The 18086-nt window shown below is 31.3% G+C and carries 15 protein-coding genes; 6 read left to right on the top strand and 9 right to left on the bottom strand.

Going from position 1 to position 18086, the window contains the following annotated elements; genetic code table 11:
• Positions 1-81 precede the first annotated feature (81 nt).
• The 6 genes from porN to topA all read right to left on the bottom strand — a co-directional run bounded on the left by porN (position 82) and on the right by topA (position 8441).
• Positions 82-945, bottom strand: coding sequence for a type IX secretion system ring subunit PorN/GldN (gene porN / locus AB0T67_RS09950; RefSeq protein WP_369220174.1), 864 nt, complete (start codon positions 943-945; stop codon positions 82-84).
• Between the two features lie 19 nt (positions 946-964).
• Positions 965-2497, bottom strand: coding sequence for a type IX secretion system motor protein PorM/GldM (porM, locus tag AB0T67_RS09945; RefSeq protein ID WP_369220173.1), 1533 nt, complete (start codon positions 2495-2497; stop codon positions 965-967).
• A 47-nt stretch (positions 2498-2544) separates the two neighbouring features.
• Positions 2545-3201 (bottom strand): type IX secretion system motor protein PorL/GldL, encoded by a 657-nt coding sequence (porL, locus tag AB0T67_RS09940; RefSeq protein ID WP_369220172.1) that lies wholly within the window; start codon positions 3199-3201, stop codon positions 2545-2547.
• Between the two features lie 54 nt (positions 3202-3255).
• Positions 3256-4632, bottom strand: a complete 1377-nt coding sequence (gene porK, locus AB0T67_RS09935; RefSeq protein WP_271230658.1) for a T9SS ring complex lipoprotein PorK/GldK — start codon at positions 4630-4632, stop codon at positions 3256-3258.
• 91 nt (positions 4633-4723) lie between these two features.
• Positions 4724-5884: a formimidoylglutamase gene (locus AB0T67_RS09930; RefSeq protein ID WP_369220171.1), complete on the bottom strand. Its 1161-nt coding sequence runs from the start codon at positions 5882-5884 to the stop codon at positions 4724-4726.
• 58 nt (positions 5885-5942) lie between these two features.
• Positions 5943-8441: a type I DNA topoisomerase gene (gene topA, locus AB0T67_RS09925; RefSeq protein WP_369220170.1), complete on the bottom strand. Its 2499-nt coding sequence runs from the start codon at positions 8439-8441 to the stop codon at positions 5943-5945.
• Positions 8442-8639: 198 nt separating this feature from the next.
• Between topA and miaB the strand changes: the two genes are divergently transcribed.
• From miaB to groL, 6 genes are all read left to right on the top strand, one after another.
• Complete coding sequence (gene miaB / locus AB0T67_RS09920; RefSeq protein WP_369220169.1) at positions 8640-10094, top strand: tRNA (N6-isopentenyl adenosine(37)-C2)-methylthiotransferase MiaB; 1455 nt, start codon at positions 8640-8642, stop codon at positions 10092-10094.
• Positions 10095-10195: 101 nt separating this feature from the next.
• Positions 10196-11440 carry a sigma 54-interacting transcriptional regulator gene (locus AB0T67_RS09915; RefSeq protein ID WP_271230661.1) on the top strand — a complete coding sequence of 415 codons (1245 nt, stop codon included), beginning with the start codon at positions 10196-10198 and terminating at the stop codon, positions 11438-11440.
• A 29-nt stretch (positions 11441-11469) separates the two neighbouring features.
• The gene (locus AB0T67_RS09910; RefSeq protein ID WP_369220168.1) at positions 11470-11979 is read left to right on the top strand and encodes an LptE family protein; all 510 of its coding nucleotides are present in this window, start codon (positions 11470-11472) and stop codon (positions 11977-11979) included.
• Positions 11980-12209: 230 nt separating this feature from the next.
• On the top strand, positions 12210-12548 hold the full coding sequence (secG, locus tag AB0T67_RS09905) for a preprotein translocase subunit SecG (protein ID WP_271230663.1): 339 nt from the start codon (positions 12210-12212) through the stop codon (positions 12546-12548).
• A 169-nt stretch (positions 12549-12717) separates the two neighbouring features.
• Positions 12718-12993: a co-chaperone GroES gene (locus tag AB0T67_RS09900; protein WP_232112261.1), complete on the top strand. Its 276-nt coding sequence runs from the start codon at positions 12718-12720 to the stop codon at positions 12991-12993.
• Positions 12994-13036: 43 nt separating this feature from the next.
• Complete coding sequence (gene groL / locus AB0T67_RS09895) at positions 13037-14665, top strand: chaperonin GroEL (protein ID WP_369220167.1); 1629 nt, start codon at positions 13037-13039, stop codon at positions 14663-14665.
• A 203-nt stretch (positions 14666-14868) separates the two neighbouring features.
• Here groL and AB0T67_RS09890 read toward each other — a convergent pair whose 3' ends face one another.
• The 3 genes from AB0T67_RS09890 to queA form a co-directional block, all read right to left on the bottom strand.
• Entirely contained in the window at positions 14869-15846 is a 978-nt protein-coding gene (locus AB0T67_RS09890) for a polyprenyl synthetase family protein (protein ID WP_369220166.1), read from the bottom strand.
• A 22-nt stretch (positions 15847-15868) separates the two neighbouring features.
• Positions 15869-16909 (bottom strand): 23S rRNA (adenine(2503)-C(2))-methyltransferase RlmN, encoded by a 1041-nt coding sequence (gene rlmN, locus AB0T67_RS09885; protein WP_369220165.1) that lies wholly within the window; start codon positions 16907-16909, stop codon positions 15869-15871.
• A gap of 68 nt (positions 16910-16977) precedes the next feature.
• Positions 16978-18027 carry a tRNA preQ1(34) S-adenosylmethionine ribosyltransferase-isomerase QueA gene (gene queA, locus AB0T67_RS09880; RefSeq protein ID WP_271230669.1) on the bottom strand — a complete coding sequence of 350 codons (1050 nt, stop codon included), beginning with the start codon at positions 18025-18027 and terminating at the stop codon, positions 16978-16980.
• Between the last annotated feature and the right edge of the window lie 59 nt (positions 18028-18086).

The raw sequence follows: 18086 nt of genomic DNA, 5'->3' as shown, positions 1-18086 counted from the left end.
ATAATGCGAAAATAATACTATTTATCGCAAAAAAAAAGAGCTTGCGATGCAAGCTCTTTTTAATTTTATAAAAATATGTGATTAATAATTCCACATATCCATTTCGCGATTACGAATACCTTCTTTGATTCTATCAGCTTCTAATAATTGAAATAAAGAATTTCCTCGGACATATTCTTTGATTTCTCTATCTCCGTAAATATTCTCTTCTTTTATTATTGTTGAATTAAACCTTCTAGCATTTAAAAGATTATCATAAGACAATGGTTTCGATGAGTTTACAGGATTAAATACCTTCGATTTATGTAATGTTTCTCTTGCATCTGGAAAAAACACCCAGAACAATTCATACGCACTATCTTTGTCGTCAATTCCCTCTACTCCAAGAACTTGAACATCAGGACCCATTGGCGACATAGCCAATATACGGTACTTTAATTCTCCTCCTCGTTTATCAAAATACCAAATACCTTTTAACATATAACCTTTAATATCGGCAGATTGTAAAGAATAAGCATCCATATTTCCGTAACCATCATCACGTTCATTATAGGTCATAGACTTAATTTCGTCCATTCCTATTTTTGTTGTGAAATAAGAATCACTATATACCTCTGTGATTTCACCGTTACGAATACCTTTTAATAAGGTGTCAAATAATGAACGTCTTACTAAACCTGCATTTGTAGTATCAACTGGATAATAATAAGGTAAATTGATCTTTTGATTTATATCTACATATTCCCACACCACTTTAGACCATAACACATCTCTATCGCTAATATAGCCATAAGGAAGTGGTTTGTCATCTTCTGAAGCAATTTGGGCTTCAGATTTAAATCCAATCTCATCAACCTTTTTAGAGTTTAAAAGGTTAGCCTGAGCACCTACATAACTTGTAGTTGCAAGGGCAAATAAAACCATATAAAAACGCTTCCAATTCATACTTTAAATTTTTTACTTATTAATTAGTAATCTCTATACTTACAGGTAACACTTTTTTGATCTTGTAATTAGACCCAGAAACAGATGCTTTAATATCATAAATAACAATTAAATCATTTCTTCTGGCTTTAGCAAGTGCCTGCTTTGCTCTAGCATTTAAGTTTCTTCCATTTACAGGAATTGTTACCTGTCCTGGAACTTTAATTTTAAAACTAGATACATTTAATTTTAAATCGAATAAGAAATCAGGTAAACCAGCAGCTACATTAATTTTAGCTAAACTTGCTTTTGGCATTTTTACCGTACCATATTGATTTCTTACCATACCAACAGCTGGTGGTATATCTTTAATTCTGTATTTCTTTGGAGTACTGATTTTTCCTCCTCCTGGTAATGTTGCAGAAACTCTAATAGTTACTTCACTTCCACTACCTGGGTTCATTACATATTTATCTCCTTTAACTCTTTTTAAACCTGGAGCTGATGCAGAAACTTTATTTCCTGATACACCTGGTACAGATATGGTTAATGGATTAGATAAACCACGGTAAACAACATTCATTTTATCAGCAGAAACAACTGCTTCATTAGGCTTAGGAATAACTGAATATCCTCCTAAAATAGGGATACTAACTAAAGAATCATTTTCCATAAATTGGAATTCTCCTTTTAGTTCTTTATCTCCTACTGATCCTGCAGGACCATCTAAAATAACCTGTCCAGCTTTTATTTTGTCAGCAGCAATTACTTTACCATTAACAACAACTTTTTCAGCAGTTAAATTATCATCTTTTTTACCTAAAACAATTTTACCAGATAATTTTTCTCCTGGATAATATGCGTTCTTATCAAAAATCACCATTGCTTCGTAATTTTTTAAAGATACTGCACTTTCTAATTCACCTTGTAATAAAGCCGTTAAAGCATCTGCTTCAGTAGTTTTAATATCAGACTGAATTTGTGTTAACTTAGTTAATGATGCAATTAAAGGAAATCCTTCATAATTGTATTTTAACCAATTAATTGGCGCTCCTTCTTTATTTTTAACATCATTTGTACTAAAACGAGCTGTTACTACACTAGATAATTCAGATTTCCCTAAAACAGCTAAAGATTGCTCTCTAAACTGATTTACTTTATCTACAAATTCTTTTCCTTTAGGTGTAATTTTTCCACTAGCGAAAAAATATTGATCTAAAAAACCAGACTTATCCATAGATTCATAAGCTTTCTTATCTTCTATTTCACTCGTCATTTGAGTTTTTAAATCTGCGATATAAGCAAAAAATTCATCTGCCATACCTCTAAGCTTATCAGTTTTCACTTTTGCTTCACCATATTGCTTTGCTTGCTCAGATGCTTTTTGAGCTAAAGTTGCATACGATGCTTTATTTTTCTCGGTTGCTCTAATATTAGAATCCGATAATTTTTCATTCATTAATCCAAATGCTGATAAAACTTCTTTACTCATATTCATTGCTAACATCGCAATAAATACAAGGTACATTAAGTTTACCATCCTTTGCCTTGGTGACTGTTTTCCTCCTGCCATCTTTTAATTAGTTTGTTTAGTTAATAAAAATTAGATAAACTAATTAATTATTTAGTTGACATTGCCGTTAACATTCCTCCATATACTCCATTTAAAGAAGATAAGTTAGTTGCTAATGATTGCATTTGTTCTTGTAAACGTTGAGAATTTTCAACTAAAGAAGAATTTAATTCTGATTGCTTACTTGCATTTTCAACTTGCGTAGTATATAATCCGTTTAAAGACTCTAATTTAGCAGCTGCCATAGACATTTGCTCGTTGTATTGGTTTGTAGAAGATACAGTTGTTGATGTAGCAGTTAATCCTTCAGCAGCACCTTGAAAATTCTTAATACTATCTCCTAAACTAGAAATTAAAGTAGCATCTAACTTTGCTTCTTTTAAAATATTATCTAATTTTTCAGATAACATACTCTGAGTTTGTTCTGGAGCAATAGCAGCAGTAGCTTTATTGTTCCCTAATGAATCACCACCAGCTAATTCTGGATATACTTTTGACCAATCTAATTCCTCTTCTATCGGTTCAAATGCTGAAACAGCAAAAATAATTGCCTCTACAACTAAACCTAATGTTAACATTAACCCTCCTGTTAATGGACCGATTTTAAAGTGCATGATTTTAAATAGTGCTCCTAGTATTACTACAGAAGCTCCTAAACCATACATCATGTTAAAAATTTTCTTAGTTGTTTTCGATTGTGCCATAATTGTTTGTTTTTTTGTTGGGGGTTATTGTTAATGATTAATATTAATTATTGTTTATTTGCTTTTATTTGTACCTAAATAATCTTGTACAGTTCTAAATCCTATATAACTTCTTGCAGTATCTGCATATTCCCAATCACGAGAACTTACTTCTAAAAAGTATGCAACATCTTTCCAAGAACCTCCACGAATAATTTTCCTACGATTTTCTTTAATTTCTACATTAGGATTCATTGTTGACCCCATATAGTAAGACATTTGATTATACGCTGTATTTGTCCATTCAGAAACATTTCCTGACATGTTAAACAAACCATATTCATTTGCATTATACGAATTTGCTTCTACAGTATATAAAGCTCCATCGGCAGCATAATCACCACGTACAGGTTTAAAGTTTGCTAAAAAACAACCTCTATCACTTGTTGTACTTGGTCCACCCCAAGGGTATTTCCCAAAGTTTAATCCACCACGAGCAGCATATTCCCATTCTGCTTCTGTAGGTAATCTAAAAGAAGGAACTAATCCTAATTGTTTTTTAGAACGTTGAAATTTATTTTTTGTTTGTGTTCTCCAATGACAGAATGCTTTTGCTTGATTCCATGTAACTCCAACTACTGGATAATCCTCGTAAGCTTTATGAGCAAAATACTCTTGGTGCATTGGATCGTTATATGAATAATTAAAATCTTTAATCCAAACAGTAGTATCTGGATAAACATTAATTACTTCATCTTTCATAAAATCTTTTCTATTTTTACCTGTCTTAGCTGCTTGTTCATTATCAAACCAGTAATATCTGTAATTTAAAAACTTAGTATTAAAAGTTCTTATTCCATTTAAAGATTCATCTTTTTTAATGTATAATGAATCCATTACTTCTACATAATCAGCATCAGGGTACTCTTGTTGTTCCCAAGCAAGTTCTTCATTCCAGTTTAATGGTTTTAAAGAATCTAATCCCTCACCTAATTCATAATAATTTTCACGCATATATTTTGCATATGGTGTTTCATTTACAGTATCTTTTGAAGCAAAAGCATATAATTGAATACCTTTAGCATTCTTATCAGAACCTTCTTCATCACCTCCTCCTGAAGCAAACTCTGCTTGATACGCTAATTTTGTTCGAGTAATAGAATCTCTTACCCAAAACACAAATTGCTTGTATTCGCTATTTGTTATTTCAGTTTCATCCATATAAAATGGTTGAACAGTTACTGTTTTAGTTGGTGCATTCATCGCTCCTAACGCATCTTCATCTTGTTTACCCATTGTGAAAGAGCCTCCAGGTATTTTAGCCATTCCAAATGGTTTTTCAGCAAACCACTTTCTTTTAGACTTATCTCCTACTAACTCTCCTCTATCGCCACTTGAACCACAAGCGTAAATTAGAGACACTAACAATGTAAATATTACTACTTTCTTCATATTATATCTTTCTTATAAAAGGGAATGGTAAACCTATTATTTTTTTTAATAAAAAACAATTACTTTTTTTATAAACAAAAACAAGTTATTTTTAAACAAGTTTTTGTAACGCTTTATACCATCTATCTGGCATTTTTCTTTCTAATGCTTGTTTGTAATCTTTATAGTTACAAGGTACTAACGCATGTCTTTTGTATTTAGTATTTGAAATCATATTTATTTCCATCCACCAACGTCCACTTTTATCACTTTTATAAAAATTTATAGGATCATCATCTGTTAATAATACCGTAAATTTATGATAATTTTCCTTTGTTACAAAGGGATAGTCCTTAGCCCTGGCATTAACACCTTCAATAAAACACCAAATCATTTGGGCTATTAAATTTGCTGTTTGATAATTTGAGTCCAATATACTATTATATTCATAAATACCAAAAGAAGTTACCTTATCACTAATTCCCGCATATCTTGAAATTGCACAAATTTCTTCGCCATAAAAACCATTTGGAGATGCATTTTTGTTTCCTGGTGCCTCACTTTGACGTACGGCACTAATATCAATACTAACAATATCAGCATCTCTCATAATAGGCTCTACTAAAGTGATATCCTTAACTTCACCTAGCCTAAATGCATCAAAATAAAGTCTATCTAATAACTCTATTTCTTCTTGTGAATTAAAATAAGTTTGGTATCCTATATTACTATAATTAAATAAATTATTAGGCTGTTCCATAATGATTTTACTTAAAAATGAGCTAGAGCGTAAATTCTCATTCATAGCACCTAAATCAAACTTACTATCTACTGATACTAAATTAATTGTTTGATCTAAAGAATCATAACCTCTATAATTTGCGTAGGTCAAATCTTGACTACCACCTATTAATATAGGTATTATTTTTTTCTTTAGCAAATACTCAACAGAAGAGCTTACTGCAAAATAAGTGTCTTTAATTGTATCTCCTTGCTTTATATTTCCTAAATCGGCTATTTTAGTTTGCCAGTTTCCAGGAAATAATTGATATAGTTTTTCACGAATATATTGTAAATTCTCTCCACAACCTTCGTTATCAGGAGCTCCTCTACCGTCTTTTATTCCTATAATAGCAATATTTACTTCTGATAAATCAGGTAAACCATTTCCAGTAGTATGAATAGCAATATTTTGACCTAAAGACTTCATAGACTGCGACATTAGATGCGCAACTACAGTGTCATTTATAGGTGTTAAAAAATTGAAATCCATTATTCTTAGGGGCTTTAAGATGCTTGCAATATACTAAACTATTTTTTTACGAGCTATTTTATTTCTTTTTCACCACTTTCTTTTTTACTACTTTCTTTTTTGCTACTTTCTTTTTAGGTGTTTTTGCCTCAATTATCTTTATAGCTTCTTCTTTTGTCATTTTTTCAACATCAGTAGTTTTAGGCATCTCTACTTTTATTTTTCCTTTGATGACATTAAAGCGACCCCAACGTGCTTTTTCTACTCGAATTTCAACATCTTCCCAGTTCTGTAATACTTTATCAATTTCTTTCTGTTTTTTAACTTCAATTAATTCAACAATATCAGCATCTGAAAGATTATCAAAATCGTATTTTTTACTAACATTGATAAATATCGAATTCCACTTTAAGAAAGGACCAAAACGACCAACACCTTTTTGAACAGGTAATTCTTCATAATGATAAATTGGCGCATCTGCTTTTTGCTTTGCTACGATTAATTCTTCAGCTCTTGGTAAATCTACTTCCATAGGATTTTCACCTTTATCTAAAGAAACAAACATTGCCCCAAACTTAATATAAGGTCCAAAACGTCCGTTAGAAACAATTACTTCTTCATCTTCATAAGTTCCTAAAGTTTTCGGAAGCAAGAACAATTCTAATGCTTCTTCCATCGTTATAGTTCCTAAGTTTTGATTTTTATTTAAACTTGCAAATTGTTTTTCTTCATCTTCAGGAGCTCCAATTTGTGCAATTGGTCCAAACTTTCCTAAACGAACTAAAACTGTTTTTCCTGATTCAGGATGTTTACCTAAAATACGCTCACCGCTTTCTCTTTCGGCATTTTCTTTTACATCTTCAACTGTTTTATGAAAATCGATATAAAAACCTTTAATCATTTCTATCCAATCTTCATCTCCTTCTGAAATATCATCAAAAGAATTTTCAACTCTTGCTGTAAAACCAAAATCTAAAATATTTGAGAAATTTGCAACTAAGAAATCATTTACAATATTTCCAATATCCGTAGGAACTAATTTATTTTTATTTGAACCTGTTTTTTCGGTCAATAAATCACTTTCAACAACTCCATTAGACAGAATCATCTGTTCATAATTTCGTTCTAAACCTTCATTTTCTCCTTTTTCTACATAACCTCTTCGTTGTACTGTAGAAATTGTTGGTGCATAAGTTGATGGTCTACCAATACCTAATTCTTCTAATTGCTTTACTAAAGATGCTTCTGTAAAACGGTAAGGAGGACTTGTAAAACGTTGTGTTGCATTAATAAAATTATAAGCTAAGTTTTCACCAGTAGTTAAGTTTGGTAACATACCTGCTTGCTCTTCTTCTTCGTTATCTGTTCCTTCTAAATACACTTTTAAGAAACCATCAAACTTAATCATTTCACCGTTTGCGGTAAATATTTTTGTATTTTCAGAATTAGCTATTTTCACATTGGTACGCTCTAATTGCGCATCACTCATTTGAGAAGCTAATGTTCTTTTCCAAATTAAATCATATAATCTATTCTGGTCGTATTCTGTATCAATAGTATGCATTTTCATATTTGTAGGACGAATAGCCTCATGTGCCTCTTGTGCACCTTTTGCTTTCGACTTAAATACTCTTTGCTTACTATATTCTTTTCCGTAATAATTACTTATTTCTTCTTCTGCAGCATTTCTTGCATCATCAGATAAATTAACACTATCTGTTCTCATATAAGTAATTAAACCTGCTTCATACAAACGCTGTGCAACTTGCATGGTTTTACCTACTGGAAAACCTAACTTACGAGAAGCCTCTTGCTGTAAAGTTGATGTAGTAAATGGTGCTGCTGGCGATTTTTTTGCTGGTTTTTTAGTTAAATCAGCAATAGAAAAATCAGCATTTGCACACGAATTTAAGAAATTTTCAGCAGTTTTTTTAGTGGGAAAATTCTTCGGAATCGTTGCTTTAAATGTTTTTCCGTTGGTATTTGCAAACTGAGCAATAACCTTATAATGTGTTTCTGATTTAAAATCAAGAATACTACGTTCTCTCTCTACAATTAAACGAACCGCAACAGATTGCACTCTTCCTGCTGATAAACCTCCTTTTACTTTACGCCATAAAACTGGTGATAATTCATAACCAACAAGCCTATCTAAAACTCTACGAGCCTGTTGTGCATTAACCATATTATAGTCAATATCTCTTGGATTTTCAACAGCTTTTAAAATAGCATTTTTAGTAATTTCATGAAAAACAATACGTTTTGTATTATCATCATTCAAATTTAATTGCTCTTTTAAATGCCAAGCAATTGCTTCTCCTTCTCTATCCTCATCACTTGCTAACCAAACAGTTTCTGCTTTTTTAGCCAACGCTTTTAATTTCTTAACAACTGGTTTTTTATCATCAGAAATTATATATTTTGGACTAAAATCTCCATCAACATCAATTCCTAATTCCTTCGATGGCAAATCTGCAATATGACCATAACTAGATTCTACTTGAAAATCTTTTCCTAGGAATTTTTCAATCGTTTTTGCCTTTGCTGGTGACTCAACTATAACTAAATTCTTTGCCATATCTCTGTTAGATTATCTCTTTTACAGCATACATTATAATGATGCTTTCAGTTTGCAAAAGTAGAATGTTTTTTTTAAAAAAAAACTTTTTGTTTTAATTTCACGTTAAAAACAGCAATAAATCAATAATAAATTTCTGCCAATTTGTCATAAAACTTGTATTTTGGTTGTATCTTTGCCATCATTTTTATTATGGATATGGAGCACACAGACAAGGTTATCGATGAAAAAATACAAGGACAAGCACTTGTAACAACACATAAAGAGGAAAACTCAAAAAAATTATTTATAGAAAGTTACGGTTGTCAAATGAACATGAACGACAGCGAAATTGTAGCTTCTATTTTAGCTGAACAAGGTTTTAATACCACTCAAGTTTTAGAAGAAGCAGATTTAGTTTTAGTAAATACTTGTTCTATTAGAGAAAAAGCAGAAACAACTATTCGTAAACGTTTACAAAAATACAATGCTGTTAAAAAAGTAAATCCGACCATGAAAGTGGGTGTTTTAGGATGTATGGCAGAACGTCTAAAAGAAAAATTTTTAGAAGAAGAAAAAATAGTTGATTTAGTTGTTGGACCAGATGCTTACAGAGATTTACCTAATTTATTAGAAGAAATTGATGCAGGTAGAGACGCTATAAACGTAATTCTTTCTAAAGAAGAAACTTATGGTGATGTTGCACCTGTTCGTTTAAACTCTAACGGAGTTTCGGCATTTGTATCTATTACTCGTGGTTGCGATAATATGTGTACTTTTTGCGTAGTTCCGTTTACTCGTGGACGTGAAAGAAGTAGAGATCCGAAGAGTGTTTTAGAAGAAATTAGATCAATGCATGATCAGAATTTTAAAGAAATCACTTTATTAGGTCAAAACGTAGATAGTTATTTATGGTATGGTGGAGGATTGAAAAAAGATTTCAATAAAGCAACCGAAATGGCGCAAGCTACTGCTGTTGATTTTGCTCAATTATTAGACATGGCTGCTACTGAATTTCCTAAAATGAGATTCCGTTTTGCAACTTCTAATCCTCAGGATATGAGTTTAGATGTAATTCATACCATGGCAAAACATAAAAACATTTGTAAATACCTTCACTTACCAGTACAAAGTGGAAGTAACAATATGTTAAAAGCAATGAACCGTCAACACACTCGTGAAGAATACAAAGAACTTGTTGATAATATTTTCAGAATAATTCCTGAAATGTCTTTATCTCAAGATATGATTGTTGGTTTTTGTGGAGAAACAGAACAAGATCATCAAGATACTTTAGATTTAATGCGATATGTAAAATATGACTTCGGTTTTATGTTTGCATATTCTGAAAGACCAGGAACTTTGGCTGCTAATAAAATGCCAGATGATGTTCCTTTTGATGTAAAGAAAAGACGTTTACAAGAAATTATCGATTTACAACAAGAACACGCTTTATACAGAACACAACAACATTTAGGAAAAACCGAAGAGTTTTTAATTGAAGGAACTTCTAAGAAAAACCCGAATGAATGGAAAGCTAGAAATACACAAAATACCGTAGCTGTTTTTCCTAAAGAAAATTACAAATTAGGTGAATTTGTAATGATAAAAGTAGAAGATTGTACTTCTGCAACCTTAAAAGGAACTGTTATTGGATATTCTGATAATAATTAAAAGAGTATTATTTTAAAGTTTTAACGTTAATTTTTATCAACGTTAAAACTTTAAATAAGTAAAAAACTCTTCAAATTAAAAATTTTGCAACTACATAAATAATGGAAAACTTACAAGCTATAAAACAACGTTTTGGAATTATTGGTAATGATACTCAACTAAATCGTGCTATTGAAAAATCCATTCGAGTTGCTCCTACTGATATTTCTGTGTTGGTTATAGGAGAAAGTGGTGTTGGTAAAGAAAGTATTCCTAAAATAATACATCAATTATCGCACAGAAAACACGCCAAATATATCGCCGTAAACTGTGGAGCTATTCCTGAAGGAACTATTGATAGTGAATTATTTGGTCATGAAAAAGGGGCTTTTACAGGTGCAACAGCTACACGTAAAGGATATTTTGAAGTTGCCGATGGTGGAACTATTTTTTTAGATGAAGTTGGTGAATTACCACTAACAACTCAAGTACGTTTATTACGTGTTTTAGAAAATGGAGAGTTCATCAAAGTAGGATCATCGCAAGTACAAAAAACAAATGTTCGTATTGTTGCCGCTACTAACGTAAATATACAACAGGCAATATCCAAAGAAAAATTTAGAGAAGATTTATATTACAGACTAAGTACAATCGAAATTGAATTACCGCCTTTGCGAGAACGAGAGCAAGATATTCACTTATTATTTAGAAAATTTGCTTCTGATTTTGCTCAAAAATACCGAATGCCAACCATTCGCTTAGAAGATGATGCCGTAAAAACATTATTAAATTATCGTTTCCCAGGTAATATTCGTCAATTAAGAAACTTAGCAGAACAGATTTCTGTAGTAGAAGAAAGCCGTTTAATTTCTTCGGAAAAACTATTACAATATCTTCCAAAAAATAAAGGAAATTTTCCCGCAGTTATTGGAACGAAATCTAACAATTCTGATTTTGCTAACGAACGAGATATCATGTACAAAATTTTGTTTGATATGCGTAACGATATCAATGATTTGAAAAAATTGACATTAGACTTAATGCAAAGCAATGATACAGAGCAAGTAAAAGAAGAAAATCACGGCTTAATAGAACGTATTTATCAAGAGAAAAAACAACCAGAAAATGAAAATATAGAGGTTGTTCAAATTGGACAAGCAACGCCTACTCCTTCAACAACAGCTCAAAATAATTATGAATATGCTGAAACAATTGAAGAAGATGAAAACTTATCATTACAAGAAAAAGAAATTGAAATGATTAGAAAATCCTTAGAAAAAAACAGCAACAAACGAAAGTTAGCCGCTAAAGAATTAGGGATTTCTGAACGAACTTTATATCGAAAAATAAAACAATACGATTTATAAAAACTAGCAATAACAATATTCTTAAAATTATGAAAAACCGTATAAACATTTTTTTATTTTCTATCATTACACTATTTATACTGATAGGTTGCGGCGCATATTCATTTACAGGAGGAAATACTGGAAAAGCAAAAACAATTCAAATTGATTTTTTCAGAAATCAAGCGCCGTTAATTGAACCTACTTTAAGTCAAAAATTTACGCAAGATTTACAAGATTTATTTACGCGTCAAACAAATTTAACACTCGTAAATGCAGGTGGTGATTTACATTTTTCTGGTGAAATAGTAGATTATAGAATTAATCCGATGAGTGCTACGGCAAATCAAACAGCGGCACAAAATAGATTGACAATTACTGTAAATGTTATTTTTGAAAACAAACTAGAAGAAAAAGATGATTTTGAAAAACGTTTTTCTTTTTACTATGATTACGGAGCAACCCAACAATTAACAGGTGCTGTGTTAGATACTGCTTTATCAGAAATTTTAGAAAGAATAACACAAGATATTTTTAATGCTTCTGTTGCTAAATGGTAAATATTAAGTAAAAAATTAGCTGTTATAAAAAAAATCTATCAGTAATTAATATTATTAAAAACAAAAAAATACTACTTTAGCTACTTATAACATTGGCAAAAGTATATTTTAAATACAAAATATAAGAAAAGGTACTAGAACTTTACAAAATATTAAGTTTGAAATATCCAGAAAAAAGTGGTTACTTTGCAGACCAAATTAAGAGAATAAATTTTTTAAAAAAATAAATAATGACAACATATACTTTACTTTTAGTATTAATATTGATTGTTGCAATAGCATTAATCTTAATTGTAATGGTGCAAAATCCTAAAGGTGGAGGATTATCTTCTTCTCTTGGTGGTGGTGGTGCTCAAAACATTGGTGGTGTACAAAACACAAATACTTTTTTAGATAAAAGTACTTGGACTTTAGCAATTGCTATGTTTGCTTTAATTTTAATGGCAAATTTTGCAATTCCTAGAGGTGCTTCAGTAGATGCTCCTCAATTAGATAATGCATTAGAAGATGTAGAAGCTACAGCTCCTGCTACACCAGCAACTAATACTACGAAAGATAGCGTAAAGTAATCTTATCAACATAAAATATAAAATGCCAACGTAATGACACGTTGGCATTTTTTTTATATCTAATTTTAAAGGATTTAGAAAAAATGTCACAATTTTTTTAATGGCATAATTTCTGACTATTTCTAAACTATAGAAAAGAAACAAAATACTTAATCATAATTTATATAAAATGGGATTAAAAATAAAACCTTTAGCAGACAGAGTTCTTATAAAAGCTGCTGATGCAGAAACAACTACAGCATCTGGACTTATCATTCCTGATAACGCAAAAGAGAAGCCTCAAAAAGGAACTGTTGTTGCAGTAGGAAAAGGAACAAAAAAAGAACCTTTAACTGTTAAAGTTGGTGATACTGTTTTATACGGAAAGTATGCAGGTACTGATTTAAAACACAAAGGAAAAGATTACTTAATTATGAGAGAAAGCGATATTTTCGCAATCATTTAATTTTCTCTTATCAATTTAAAATTAACAAAAAAATAGATCTAAAATGGCAAAAGATATAAAATTTGATGTAGACGCTCGTAACGGTTTAAAACGTGGAGTTGATGCATTAGCAAATGCAGTAAAAGTAACTTTAGGTCCTAAAGGACGTAACGTAATTATTTCGAAAGCTTTCGGTGCGCCTCACGTTACAAAAGATGGTGTTACTGTTGCTAAAGAAATTGAATTAGAAGATCCTTTAGAAAATATGGGAGCTCAAATGGTTAAAGAAGTAGCATCTAAAACTAACGATTTAGCTGGTGATGGAACTACAACTGCAACTGTATTAGCTCAAGCTATTGTACAAGAAGGTTTAAAAAATGTTGCTGCGGGTGCAAATCCAATGGATTTAAAACGTGGTATTGATAAAGCTGTTATTGCTATTACTGAAGATTTAGCCAAACAAGCTAAAGAAGTTGGTGATTCATCAGAAAAAATACAACAAGTAGCTTCTATTTCTGCTAATAACGATAAAGTTATTGGTGATTTAATTGCAACTGCTTTTGGTAAAGTTGGTAAAGAAGGTGTAATTACTGTTGAAGAAGCTAAAGGAATGGAAACTTATGTTGACGTTGTGGAAGGTATGCAATTCGATAGAGGTTATTTATCTCCTTATTTTGTTACCGATGCTGATAAAATGATTGCTACTTTAGATAACCCTTATATCTTATTATTTGATAAAAAGATTTCTAACTTACAAGAAATTCTTCCAATATTAGAGCCTGTTTCTCAAGCTGGAAGACCTTTATTAATTATTGCTGAAGATGTTGACGGACAAGCATTAGCTACTTTAGTAGTTAATAAATTACGTGGTGGTTTAAAAATTGCTGCTGTAAAAGCTCCTGGTTTTGGTGATCGTAGAAAAGCAATGTTAGAAGATATTGCTATCTTAACTGGTGGAACTGTTATTTCTGAAGAAAGAGGTTTCTCTTTAGAAAATGCTACTTTAGATTTATTAGGTACTGCTGAAACAGTTACTATTGATAAAGATAACACTACTGTTGTTAATGGTGCTGGTGATGATACACAAATTAAAGCGCGTGTAAATCAAGTTAAAGCTCAAATTGAAACTACTACTTCTGATTACGATAAAGAAAAATTACAAGAACGTTTAGCTAAGTTAGCTGGTGGTGTTGCAGTTTTATATGTTGGTGCTGCTTCTGAAGTAGAAATGAAAGAAAAGAAAGATCGTGTTGATGATGCTTTACATGCAACTCGTGCTGCTGTAGAAGAAGGTATTGTTGCTGGTGGTGGTGTTGCTTTAGTTCGTGCTAAAAAAGTTTTAAAAGCTATTACGACTGAAAACTTAGACGAAACTACAGGTATACAAATTGTTTACAAAGCAATTGAAGCACCTTTAAGAACTATTGTTGAAAATGCAGGTGGTGAAGGATCAGTTGTTATTAACAAAGTTTTAGAAGGTAAAAAAGGATTTGGTTATGATGCTAAATCTGAAGCTTATGTAGATATGCTTGAAGCTGGTATTATTGACCCTAAAAAAGTAACTCGTGTTGCTTTAGAAAATGCAGCATCGGTTGCAGGGATGATTTTAACTACCGAATGTGCTTTAATTGATATTAAAGAAGATGCAGCTCCTATGCCTCCAATGGGTGGTGGTATGCCAGGAATGATGTAATAATTAACATCATTATAAAATAAATTTAAAAACCCTCTTGATAAAATAATCAAGAGGGTTTCTTTTTATATTTGATATATAAATTATTTTAGTTTAGCAGAAAATACCTAGCCCCGATTGAAGCATCTGTTTGAGCTCTTTTTTTGATTTTTCTTCAAAAAAAAGCGAGTGCGGAAAGCGGGAAATAGCTTCTAATAAAAAATTTATATTTTACGAGCAACTACATAATCAATCATTAATTTTAATGAGTTTTTATAGTCCGATTCTGGAAAATTTTCAAGTATTGCCAAGGCTTTATTTTTATAACCGTGCATTTTAGCTGTGGCATATTCCAAACCTCCATTAGTGTTTACAAAAGCAATTACTTCTTTTACTCGTTTTTTATTAGTGTTATGCTTTTTAACCGAATTTATTAACCACGATTTTTCCTTTTTCGAACAGTTATTTAAAGTATAAATTAAGGGAAGCGTCATTTTTTGTTCTTTAATATCGATTCCTGTCGGTTTCCCTATTTTTTCTTCGGTATAATCAAACAAATCATCTTTAATTTGAAAAGCAATTCCAATATACTCTCCAAATTTTCGCATTTTTTGAACCGTTTCATTATTCGCTCCTACGGATGCAGCGCCAATTCCGCAACAAGCAGCAATTAATGTAGCGGTTTTTTGACGAATAATATCGAAATAAATATCTTCGGTAATATCTAATTTTCTTGCTTTTTCTATTTGAAGCAACTCCCCTTCGCTCATTTCACGAACAGCGATGGAAATCAATTTTAAAATATCAAAATCTTCATTATCAATAGAAAGTAACAATCCTTTTGATAATAAAAAATCGCCTACTAAAACGGCTATTTTATTTTTCCAAAGTGCATTTATTGAAAAAAATCCACGGCGACGATTACTATCATCCACAACATCATCATGTACCAAAGTTGCCGTATGAATTAATTCGACAACGGATGCGCCTCTGTAAGTTCGCTCATCAAATCCGCCGTCAGAAACCATTTTAGCTACCAAAAAAACAAACATAGGACGCATTTGTTTTCCTTTTCTTCTAACTATATAATAGGTAATTCTATTCAATAAAGGAACCTTCGATAACATCGAATCTTTGAACTTTTTTTCAAAAAGTTCCATTTCATTTTGAATAGGAAGTTTAATTTGTTCTACAGGCTTCATAAGGCTCTAAAATACAAAATAACTATGATTTATTAGCTAACTGACCACAAGCAGCATCAATATCTTTTCCTCGTGAACGACGAACGTTTACTGTAATATCGTGCATTTCTAGGTTTGAAATATAATTATTGATAGCCTCAGGACTTGCTTGTTGAAATTCTCCATCATCAATAGGATTATATTCGATTAAATTTACCTTACAAGGAACATATTTACAGAATTCAATTAATGCCTTAATATCCTCTCTTTTATCATTTATCCCTCCCCAAACTACATATTCATAAGTAATCATTCTTTCTGTCTTTTCGTACCAGTACTCTAAAGATTCTTTTAAATCTTTTAAAGGAAAAGTAGCATTAAAAGGCATTATTGAAGTACGAACTTCATCAATAGCCGAATGTAAGGAAACAGCTAAGTTGAATTTTACTTCATCATCAGCCATTTTTTTAATGATTTTTGGTACTCCTGATGTAGAAACCGTAATACGTTTAGGAGACATTCCTAAACCTTCTGGAGATGTAATTTTATCTATTGATTTAATTACATTATTGTAATTCATTAACGGCTCTCCCATCCCCATAAAAACAATATTAGATAATTTTCTATTATGATATAGTAAACTCTCTTTATTTATGGCAACTACCTGATCGTAAATTTCATCAGGATTTAAGTTTCGCATTCTTTTTAAACGTGATGTAGCACAAAATCGGCAATCTAAACTACAACCTACTTGACTGGAAACACAAGCAGTCGTTCTTGTTTTTGTAGGTATTAAAACCGATTCTACCACTAAACCATCGTGTAAACGTACCGCATTTTTTACCGTACCGTCTTTACTACGTTGCATTGTATCAACCTGAATATGATTAATTACAAAGTTTTCATCTAACATTTGACGTGTACCTTTCGATAAACTAGTCATATCATCAAACGAATGTGCCGATTTACTCCACAACCACTCGTATACTTGATTTCCTCTAAATGCTTTATCTCCATTGCTTACAAAAAAATCACGAAGTGCTTCTTTTGATAATGCGCGTATGTCTTTTTTCTTAACTTCCATCGGGTACAAAAATACAAAAAACCTCACAAGTATCCTTGTGAGGTTTTGTTATTAATATTATGCTATTTTTATAAAATTAACATCGCATCTCCATACGAGTGAAATTTATATTTTTCTTTAATTGCTTCTTGGTAAGCTTCCATCATAAAATCATGACCAGCAAATGCTGAAACTGTCATCATTAAAGTAGATTTTGGTGAATGAAAATTTGTAACCATACAATTTGCAACACTAAAATCAAATGGAGGAAAGATAAATTTATTTGTCCATCCTTCAAATTCTTTTAATTTTCTTTTAGATGTAATTGAAGATTCTACAGTTCTCATTACGGTAGTACCAACGGCACAAACTCTTTTCTTCTTTGCTATGGCATTGTTTACCATATCTGCAGTTTCTTGAGTTACCTTGATTTTTTCAGAATCCATTTTATGTTTCGATAAATCTTCTACCTCAACTGGATTGAAAGTACCTAAACCAATATGTAAAGTTATTTCGGCAAAATCAACACCTTTAATTTCTAAACGTTTCATTAAATGTTTAGAGAAATGTAATCCTGCTGCAGGAGCTGCTACTGCACCTTCATTTTTTGCAAAAATTGTTTGGTATCGATCTTCATCAGACGCCTCAACTTCACGCTTAATATACTTAGGTAATGGAGTTTCACCTAACTTTACTAATTTTTCTCTAAACTCTTCGTAAGGTCCATCATATAAAAAACGTAATGTTCTACCACGTGATGTTGTATTATCAATAACCTCAGCAACTAAACTTTCATCGTCTCCGAAGAACAATTTGTTACCTATTCTGATTTTCCTTGCAGGATCAACTAAAACATCCCACAAACGGTTTTCAGCATTTAGTTCACGTAGTAAAAACACTTCAATAAGAGCACCAGTTTTTTCTTTATTCCCGTACATACGAGCAGGAAAAACCTTTGTATTATTTAACATTAGCACATCTCCTTCATCAAAATAATTGATTAAATCTTTAAACAATTTATGTTCAATTTTTTGAGTATCTCTATGTAACACCATTAAACGTGCTTCATCTCTATGCTCTGAAGGATATTCTGCTAATAACTCTTCTGGTAATTCAAAACTAAAATTTGATAATTTCATTTATATTTTTTTCTTACTTGGCAAATATACAATTTCGAGATAGGCCTTGTCAAGTGATT

It is taken from the genome of Tenacibaculum salmonis (genome assembly GCF_041053065.1).
Classification (GTDB): domain Bacteria; phylum Bacteroidota; class Bacteroidia; order Flavobacteriales; family Flavobacteriaceae; genus Polaribacter; species Polaribacter pacificus_A.
This window is presented reverse-complemented; position numbering and strand designations above follow the sequence as displayed.